Annotated in this window: 5 protein-coding genes; all 5 read left to right on the top strand. The window is 42.6% G+C overall.

The annotated features are described in order from the left end of the window. Window positions 1-58: 58 nt before the first annotated feature. The 5 genes from ACTJKN_RS24780 to ACTJKN_RS24760 all read left to right on the top strand — a co-directional run bounded on the left by ACTJKN_RS24780 (window position 59) and on the right by ACTJKN_RS24760 (window position 10,147). Entirely contained in the window at window positions 59-1,030 is a 972-nt protein-coding gene (locus tag ACTJKN_RS24780) for a glycoside hydrolase family 43 protein (RefSeq protein ID WP_440828328.1), read from the top strand. A 25-nt stretch (window positions 1,031-1,055) separates the two neighbouring features. Next, complete coding sequence (locus ACTJKN_RS24775) at window positions 1,056-2,999, top strand: alpha/beta hydrolase-fold protein (RefSeq protein WP_440828327.1); 1,944 nt, start codon at window positions 1,056-1,058, stop codon at window positions 2,997-2,999. Between the two features lie 20 nt (window positions 3,000-3,019). After that, window positions 3,020-5,434, top strand: a complete 2,415-nt coding sequence (locus ACTJKN_RS24770; RefSeq protein ID WP_440828326.1) for a beta-L-arabinofuranosidase domain-containing protein — start codon at window positions 3,020-3,022, stop codon at window positions 5,432-5,434. A 297-nt stretch (window positions 5,435-5,731) separates the two neighbouring features. Further along, window positions 5,732-8,203, top strand: a complete 2,472-nt coding sequence (locus tag ACTJKN_RS24765) for a glycoside hydrolase family 95 protein (RefSeq protein ID WP_440828325.1) — start codon at window positions 5,732-5,734, stop codon at window positions 8,201-8,203. Between the two features lie 9 nt (window positions 8,204-8,212). Then, window positions 8,213-10,147 (top strand): glycoside hydrolase family 97 catalytic domain-containing protein, encoded by a 1,935-nt coding sequence (locus ACTJKN_RS24760; protein WP_440828324.1) that lies wholly within the window; start codon window positions 8,213-8,215, stop codon window positions 10,145-10,147. The last annotated feature ends 213 nt before the right edge of the window (window positions 10,148-10,360 follow it).

Raw genomic sequence — 10,360 nt, 5'->3', positions numbered from 1 at the left:
TGAAGCGTGAAAACATCATCGTCAAACAAAACTGATTACTGACCAAATAAAAATAATAATGAAATTTAAAGCCCTCTTCCTATTGTTATCAACGCTGGTTTTTGCGGTGCATTTTAAATCGCAGGCGCAAAACCCAATTATCAAACACATGTTTACTGCTGATCCGGCACCACTGGTATATAAAAATAAAGTTTATCTGTATGTTGGGCATGATACCGCAACAGTGAAAGATACCAATTATAAAATGCCCGACTGGCATGTGTTCTCATCAAAAAATATGGTCGACTGGGAAGATCACGGCATGCTGCTTTCGCCAAAGGCCTTTTCATGGGCCGGCGGAGATGCGTACGCCGCCCAGTGTATTTACAGGGATGGAAAGTTTTATTGGTATGTATCAACAGGCCACCAAAAAAATAAGGAGAGTAAAGGTGGGATGGCGATCGGCGTAGCGGTTTCTGATAGTCCTGTTGGGCCATTTAAAGATGCAATTGGCAAGGCTTTGGTAACCAATGAGATGACTACCGATAAAAAACATGGTTGGGATGATATTGATCCTACTGTTTTTATCGATGATGATGGGCAGGCTTATCTGTTTTGGGGCAACGGAAGTTGTAAAAGTGTTAAGCTGAAAAAAAATATGATCGAGATGGATGGAGAAATCCAGGTGCTTGACATCAAAAACTACATTGAAGGCCCTTGGGTTTATAAAAGAAAAGGCAACTATTATTTAATCTATGCGGGCGCGGGAACCAAACCCGAAATGATCGAATACTGCATGGCTAAGGGGCCACAGGGACCTTGGGTATACAAAGGTATTATTAAGGGAAATGTTCCCAACAGTTTTACTACTCACCCTGGTGTTATCGATTTTAAGGGCAAATCTTACTTTTTTTACCACAATGGCTCCTTGCCTACGGGTGGCAGTTATAGAAGGTCTATCTGTGTAGATGATATGCACTATAATGAGGATGGCACCATACAGAAAATTGTAGAAACCACTACCGGTGTTAGCCCGGTAAAAAACAGATAATAACATACCCTTAACCTAACCAGATATGAAAAAAACAAATAAATCCCTCTTCGTAAGAATAACAGTGCTTTTTATCAGTTTAAGTGCTTATGCCTTTGATGGTTTTGCTCAGCAGATCGTGTCCAGCGCTCCAGAAGGCTTTGACATGGTTCAGCCTGCAATTCCGCATGGAAAAATCGATACTTTGGTCTATTCGTCAAAAACTGTCGGCAATAACCGTAAAGCATTGGTCTATACGCCGCCAGGTTACAGTAAACAATTAAAATATCCGGTTTTATATCTTTTGCATGGTATTGGGGGTGATGAAAAAGAATGGCTTAATGGAGGTAATCCCCAGGTGATTCTGGATAATCTTTATGCCGCCGGTAAGTTGGCACCTATGGTGGTAATTATGCCGAACGGTAGAGCCATGAAAGATGACCGCGCCATCGGTAACATTATGGACAAGGATAAAGTGCAGGCCTTTGCTACTTTTGAAAAGGATTTAATTAATGATCTTATTCCTTTTGTGGAGCGGAAGTTTAGCGTGTATAAAGACCGCGAACACCGGGCGATTGCAGGCTTATCAATGGGTGGAGGACAGGCTTTGAATTTTGGACTTGGAAATCTGGATAAATTTGCCTGGATAGCTGGCTTTTCTTCAGCACCAAATACCAAAATGCCAGAAGTGCTTGTACCTGATCCAAAAAAGGCCTCAACTATGCTCAAATTGTTATTTATCTCTTGTGGGGCTAGTGATAACCTCATTATCAACAGTAAGCGCACGCACGATTATCTGACTAAAAACAAGGTGCCACATATCTATTTTATCGAGCCTGGTTTTCACGATTTTAAAGTTTGGAAGAATGGATTGTACATGTTTTCGCAATTGTTATTTAAACCGGTTGATACCACTACTTTTTCAAAATATCCGGTAGCGGGTGCACCGGCCTCAACCAATATCGGTTCTGGCGGCTATCCACAGATTACCGATGACCATAAAGTTGTTTTCAATCTTTTAGCGCCCAACGCGCACAGTGTTCAGGTAGACCTGGGCCGAAAGTATGATATGGTCAAAAATGAAAAGGGCCGATGGACCGTTACAACAGATTCTTTGGGTGAAGGATTTCATTATTATTCGCTCATCGTTGATGGCCTTCCTGTAGCAGATCCGGCAAGTAAGTCTTATTTCGGCATGGGGCGCATGGCCAGCGGAATTGAAATCCCTTTTTCAAAAGGCGACTATTATGCGTTGAAGGATGTTCCACATGGCGAACTTCGGATCAAAAAATATTACTCAAAAGTAACCCGGTCATGGAGGCAGCTTTATGTTTACACACCGCCTTTTTATGATGCACAGGTAAATGAAAAATACCCGGTACTTTATATCCTACATGGAGGGGGAGAAGATGAAACCGGCTGGGCGAACCAGGGTAAAACAGATCTGATTCTCGACAATCTTATTGCTGCTCAAAAAGCCAAACCGATGATTATTGTAATGCCCAGTGCAAATGTAGGTGGAGCTGCCTTTGGCGAAGCCGGGTTAAAAACTTTCGAATCAGAATTGAAAGAAGTAATTATTCCATTGGTTGAAAGTACTTACCGCACCAAAACCGATGCGCAAAACAGGGCATTGGCCGGTTTATCGATGGGCGGGATGCACACGCTATATACCGGGATTAACAACACCGATAAATTCGCGTACCTGGGTGTATTTAGTTCGGGATGGGTTGTGCCGCGTCAAAATACGATAGCCGACCTTCAGTATATAGGGATGAAAAACAACCGTGAAAAAATCAATGCCAACCTAAAGCAGTTGTGGATTGCCATGGGTGGGAAGGAGGATATTGCCTATAATAACTGCCAGATAATGATGGATAAATTTAAAGAACTGAATATCAATTTTAGTTATCACGAATATCCGGGAGGGCACACCTGGCCTGTTTGGCGGAATAACCTTTATCAGTTCTCCTCTACTTTATTTAAATAAACCTTTTTGAATAAAATTATATGTTGACATTACCAAAATACGATCTTTTGCAAAAGCTTTTCGTCGGCCTATGTGTTTCTGTGCTATTCAATATTGGCTTCTGTGGAAATGTTGGGGCACAAGAGGGGTTTTATGCCAATTCGTTTCCTTTAAAACAGGTAAAACTACTTAGTGGACCATTTGACCATGCCAGAGACCTTAACATAAAAACACTATTGGCTTATGATGTGGACCGTTTGCTTTACCCTTACCTTAAGCAGGCAGCGTTTCCTACGGATAAAAAAGGCTATGATAACTGGGAAGGGCTGGATGGGCATATCGCCGGACATTACCTGAGTGCGCTTGCACTTAATTATGCCTCAACAGGTAATCCAGAATGCAAAAGCAGGATGGAAAAAATCGTAACAACATTGAAAGCCTGCCAGAATAAAAATACAACTTCACACCCTGAATGGGGAATAGGATATGCTGGAGGCGTTCCCAATAGTAAGGAGATCTGGATGAAGCTTAAAGAAGGAAACTTCAAAGCCTATCAATCTGCCTGGGTGCCATGGTATAATGTTCACAAAACTTTTGCAGGTTTGCGCGATGCCTGGATTTATGGGGAAAGTAAAGATGCGAAGGAAGTATTTTTAAAATTCTGTGATTGGGCGATAGCCATTACCTCGAAGCTTAATGAGCAACAGATGCAGCAAATGTTAGATACAGAACATGGTGGGATGAATGAAGTATTGGCTGATGCCTATCAGATTACCGGCAATGAAAAATACCTGAACGCAGCGATGCGGTTTTCTCATCAACAATTGCTTACGCCTATGGCTAAGGGGCAGGACAACCTTGATAATAAACATGCCAATACCCAGGTACCCAAAGCCGTTGGTTTCCAGCGGATCGGAGAGCTGAGTCATCAACGGAATTACGATCAGGCCGGTCAGTTTTTTTGGGAGACAGTAACAGGCAAAAGATCTTTGGCATTTGGCGGAAACAGTCGTAGGGAATTTTTTCCAAGTGCTGCTGCCAGTGCTGATTTTGTAGATGATGTGGAAGGGCCAGAAACCTGCAACACCTACAATATGCTGAAACTGACCGAAGGACTTTTTAGGGAAAAACCCGATGCCAGATACGTAGACTTTTACGAAAAAGCCCTGTATAACCATATTCTTTCGTCTCAACATCCCGAACATGGTGGCTATGTTTATTTTACGCCCGCCCGGCCAAGGCACTACCGCGTATATTCGGCACCGAATGAAGGGATGTGGTGTTGCGTGGGCAGTGGTATGGAGAACCACAGCAAGTACAACGAATTTATTTACACCCATCAAAAAGATACTTTATATCTTAACCTGTTTATTGCCTCTGAACTCAACTGGAAAGAAAAAAACATTACAATAAGGCAGGAAACTACTTTTCCGGATGAGGAAAAAACCAGGCTGATTGTTGCAGATGGAAATGCCCGGTTAATGTTGATGATCAGAAAGCCATCATGGATTGGCAAGGAAATGATGGAAGTGAAAATCAATGGTAAAAAAGCCGACTATAAATTGCTTCCGAACGCTTATCTGGGAATTGGCCGTAACTGGAAAAAAGGGGATGTGGTAGAGCTGAGTCTGCCCATGAAAACCACCGTTGAGCGGATGCCCAATTTGCCAGATTATGTGGCAATTATGCACGGACCGATTTTATTGGGCGCTAAAACCGGAACGGAAGCCCTTAACGGACTGGTAGCTGGCGATAGCCGTTGGGGGCATATCGCCAGCGGTAAAAAACTGCCCATTAGTAAGGCGCCTATTCTCATTGATGAGCGTATTGACGATATCGGCAAGAAAATCGAGCCAATAAAAGGTCAGTCGATGAAGTTCTCTTTTGTGAATGAGCGGATAGAAAACCCTGAAAAAATTACTTTGGAGCCTTTTTACCGCATTCACGATTCACGTTACATGATGTACTGGATGGCGCTCACACCTGGCCAGTATGCAGCTTACCTCGATTCTGCTACCCGGGTAGAAAATGAAAAACTTGCGTTGGAAAGCCGTACAGTAGATTTTGTTGCGCCAGGAGAACAGCAGCCAGAGGTAGATCACCAGATGAAAAACAACAATTCCCACAGCGGATCCTATCTGGATCAATTTTGGCGCAATGCAACGGGAAATGGTTTTTTTAGCTACGAAATGAACACCGCGGGTGCAGATCAGCTGGCCCTGAATGTTCGTTACCATACAAGTGGCAGCCGTGATAAATTTGATATTTATCTTGATGATCAAAAACTGGTAGGTGTAGATGCGGGCCAGGAGCCACAAAAAACAGGCTTCTACAACCAGGAATACCCAATCCCTGCAGAAATGCTAAAAGGCAAAAAACGGATCTCAGTTAAATTTTCACCTTCAGATGGAAAATCAACGGCAAGGGTATTTTATGTGAGGTTGGTGAAGAAATAACTAACGGATGAGCTATGGTTTTGAACGCTGAGTGGTGCTGTGGACAAGAAAAACTACTGCGGATGAACGAGTATCAAGCATGGTAATGCCTAATGTCATGAAGTAAGCCATTGGCACAAGTGAAATAATTTAACCACAGATAGAAGGGATGTACACAGATATGAAAATCCGTGTTTATCTGTGCACATCTGTGGTTAAAAGCGCTTAACTTAACGGCATTGTTGTACTGCGAGCAGTTTCAAAATAACGATTAAGAAATTTAACAATCAGATCCCTTTGTCAATGAATATCTATAACATGATACTAAGAATCAGTAAAATAATTTTAATCCTTTTTACAGGCACTTTGGCATTTGCGCAGGTGCCTGTAAAATCAAAACTAAAGCTTTGGTACGAACAACCCGCAGGTGCTGTTTGGGAAAATGCACTCCCTGTTGGTAATGGCTTTTTAGGGGCAATGATTTATGGTAACGTGGCAAAAGAAGTAATAAAACTCAATGAGCATAGCCTGTGGAGTGGTAGTCCCTATCAAAATGATGTTCCGGAAACTTTGAGCCATTTACCTGAAATCCGCGCACTCATTTTTCAGGGGAAGCATAAGGAAGCTGAAAATCTGGCCAATAAAATCATGTTTGGGAAAAAATCATCCGGACAGATCTTTCAACCGGCAGGCAATCTTCAACTCGTTTTTCCTGGGCATGAAAAGTATCAAAACTACTATAGAGAACTTGATATCGAAAACGCTGTAAGTAAAACAAGCTATAACATTGGCGATGTAGCCTATACCCGAACGGCTTTTGCCACACATGGTAACCGCGTAGTGGTAATGAAACTTACCGCCAATAAAGCCGCCAGCATTTCTTTTACCGCAAATTACACCACGCCCCATAAAAAGGTTTCAATCAGTACCTCAGCGGTTAAAGATCTGGTAATGGAAGGGTTGACCAGCGATCATGAAGGTGTGATAGGACTTGTAAAATACAATGTAATCAGCAGATTTAGCAATGAAGGGGGTACATTAAAAGCTACCGATTCGAGTATTGTTGTGGAGCATGCCAATGCAGTAACCATTTTCATCTCTATAGCTACCAATTTTAACCGTTATAACGACATCAGTGGCAATGCCGCTAAACGGGCATTGGAGTACCTGGATCAGGCTTCGGCGAAATCTTATGATAAGATTCTGGCCACTCATCTCACCAACTATCATAAATACTTCAATCGCGTTCAGCTTGATTTAGGGGAGAGCGATGGTACAGACTTACCAACAGACAAAAGGTTAATGAATTTCAGGAATACAACAGATCTTCAGTTTGTTAATCTATATTACCAGTTTGGCCGCTATCTCTTAATCAGTTCTTCTCAGCCCGAGGGGCAACCTGCCAATTTACAGGGCATCTGGAATGATAAGCTTTACCCACCCTGGGACAGTAAGTACACCATTAATATTAACGCTCAAATGAATTACTGGCCTGCAGAGCCGACCAATTTGCCTGAGCTGCACCAGCCCTTTCTTAAAATGGTAGGTGAAATGGCAGAAACGGGCAAGGCCACGGCTAAAAACATGTACGGCGCAAGGGGCTGGATGGCGCATCACAACAGCGATATCTGGAGAAGCACCGGCCCAGTGGATGGGGCGTTCTGGGGAATCTGGAACGGTGGCGGCGGCTGGGCCAGTCAGCACCTTTGGGAACATTACCTTTATGGAGGAGATCGTAAATACCTTAAAAGCATCTATCCTGTTTTAAAAGATGCAGCAACTTTTTATAAAGATTTTCTGGTGGTGCACCCAACACTGAAGTATTTGGTGGTTAATCCAGGTACTTCTCCTGAAAATGCACCTGCGGCACATGGAGGCTCCTCTATTGATGCAGGCACCACCATGGATAACCAAATTGTTTTCGATGTGTTTTCTACCGCTATCCGTGCTGCCAAAATACTTGGAGTTGACAATGTTTTTGCCGATAGTTTATTGCAGATGCGCAATAAGTTATCGCCTATGCACATTGGTAAACATGGCCAATTACAGGAATGGCTGGATGATATAGACAGTCCAAACGATAAACACCGCCATATTTCCCACCTTTATGGTTTATTCCCTTCCAACCAGATTTCTGCCTACCGTACGCCCTTGCTTTATGCTGCTGCAAAAAATACCTTGCTTCAAAGAGGTGATGTATCTACCGGGTGGAGTATGGGCTGGAAAATAAACTGGTGGGCAAGGATGCAGGATGGAAATCATGCTTACCAACTGATTCAAAACCAACTCACACCACTAGGCGTTAATCCTGGGGGTGGGGGCACTTATAATAATCTTTTTGATGCCCATCCACCTTTTCAGATAGATGGTAATTTTGGCTGTACCTCCGGTATTACCGAGATGCTGATGCAAAGTGCCGATGAGGCATTGCATTTACTGCCCGCTTTGCCCGATGTATGGAAAGAAAAAGGTTCCATTAAAGGCTTAAGGGCCAGGGGAGGCTTTGAGGTACTGAGCTTAGAATGGTCTAATGGGCAGGTAATCAAAGCCGTAATTAAATCAACGCTTGGCGGAAATTTACGGTTAAGGGTCCCCAATGAAATGAAAAGCGACCTTGTTGAATTGAAAAATGCAGTGGGCACTAATCCAAATATGTTCTATTCCATTGCCGAAACCCAGGAACCTATTATAGCACCCGAAGTCCGTTTAACGGCTAATCCATTGAAAAAGACTTTTGTTTACGATATGCCAACCAAAGCAGGCAGGTTATATACGCTGCTGCTCAAATAATTAGATCTCATGAAATTTATCCGTTTATTTATCATTTTTACCCTTGTAAATACCTGCATTTATGCGCAGGAAACACTAAGCTATGATGTTTCCAGTCCTGATGGAAAAATTGTTCTCACCTGTAATCCCGCTCAGGGAACCTACAGCATTACCAGGAGTAAAAAAACAATCTTACAAAATTCTAAACTGGGCATTATCAGAGAAGATGAAGACTTTACAAGGTCATTAAAAGTTGTTGGTACTGCGGAGCGAAAATTGAAAGAGGCCTATGTAATGCGCAACGCAAAAAAGAAATCGATTACCTATACCGCAAATGAATTGGCGATATCGACCAAAACGCCAACAGGTAAAAGAATGAATATTATTTTTCGTGTTTCTAATGATGGGGCAGCCTTTCGCTACGAATTTCCCGAAAAAGATTCGTCGCTAAGAAAAATACAGTCAGAACAGACAAGTTTTCACTTTCCCGAAGGTACCTTGGCCTGGTTACAGGCCAAAGCCGAGGCACAAACGGGATTTGAGCATACCAATCCTTCCTACGAGGTATATTATAATATGGCTATCCCGGTAGGTACGCCATCTCCCAGTGCTAACGGGTGGGTATATCCGGCTTTATTTAAAACAGGCGATACCTGGGTGATGCTTACAGAAGCCGGACTGGAAAGAAATTATTGTGGAACCGCTTTGCAGCGTTTATCACCTGGTGGAGAATATCGGATCAATTTTCCGCAAGAAGCTGAAAAAATAAAAGGAGGAGCCCTTTATCCCGAATCTACGCTTCCATGGATTACGCCATGGCGGATCATTGCCATAGGCGATCTGGCTACAATTATGGAATCGACCCTCGGTACAGATCTTGCCCCTGCATCCAGATTAAAAGATTTATCGTTCGTAAAACCTGGAAAAGCCGCATGGAGCTGGGTGCTGGAAAAGGATAAGGCAACGATATACCCAGTTCAGAAAAAATATATTGATTATGCTGCCGATATGAACTGGCAGTATTGTTTGATCGATGCAAACTGGGATGAAACCATTGGATATGATTCGGTAGCGGTTTTGGCTGATTACGCAAGAAAAAAAAATGTGGGTATGTTGCTCTGGTATAATTCAGCAGGTGATTGGAATACCGTAAAATTTACACCGAGAGATAAGCTGTTAACGCATGAGAAACGGGTGAAGGAGTTCAGCAGGCTGGAAGATATGGGTATTAAAGGCATCAAAATCGACTTTTTTGGTGGCGACGGACAGTCTATGATTGCTTACTACCATGATATTTTAACCGATGCAGCCGCTCATCATTTGTTGGTCAATTTTCATGGTGCTACACTGCCCAGGGGATTGCAGCGAACTTATCCAAATTTAATGACTGCAGAAGCCGTACTGGGATACGAAATGATCACATTTGGGCAAGATGCGGCCAACAAAGCGCCTCAACACATGGTTGCCAGTGCCATGATCAGAAATGCGTTTGATCCGATGGATTTCACACCGATGTGTTTATACAAGATCCCCAATATTGAACGGAGAACAACCGCTGCATTTGAACTGGCTACAGCAGTAGCCTTTTTATCGGGCATACAGCACTACGCCGAAACACCGGATGGAATGAGCCATGTACCTGTTGAGGTTAAAGATTTTTTAAAAGCATTGCCTTCCCAATGGGATGATGTAAAATTTATTGATGGATACCCGGGCAAATTATATGTTGTAGCCAGAAAATCGGGTTCCAAATGGTACGTTACAGGATTGAATGGAGAACCACTCGACAAATCTCTCTCATTAAATCTTACTTTTCTTAAAAATAAAACAGGTAAACTTATTTCTTCAGGAAACAATAACGACAGCCACAACGGGTTTGTTGCCAAAGAAATAAAAATATCAGCTTCTGGAGAATTGAAAATCGACCTCAAAAAGAATGATGGCTTCGTAGCTGTTTTTGAGTAAATAACCGCCTGAAAATAAGACGCATGGATAAAAATAAATTAAATTTGGTTTAGCGTACTTCTCGGATTCAGGGCAAGCGCTTGTCAGCTGTCAAATGATAGATCGGGCCGCAAACTTGTTCTGGATCCCGGGTAAGTATTACCTGGTTATCCTATTAAGATTTAACCAACAATAAATTCTTATAAATATAAAATTAAGTGTAATTCACCCCTG

The sequence above is a fragment of the Pedobacter sp. 22163 genome (genome assembly GCF_052045595.1).
Lineage (GTDB): Bacteria > Bacteroidota > Bacteroidia > Sphingobacteriales > Sphingobacteriaceae > Pedobacter.
The sequence above is the reverse complement of the archived record's forward strand: the minus strand, read 5'-3'. Positions and strand labels throughout refer to the sequence as shown.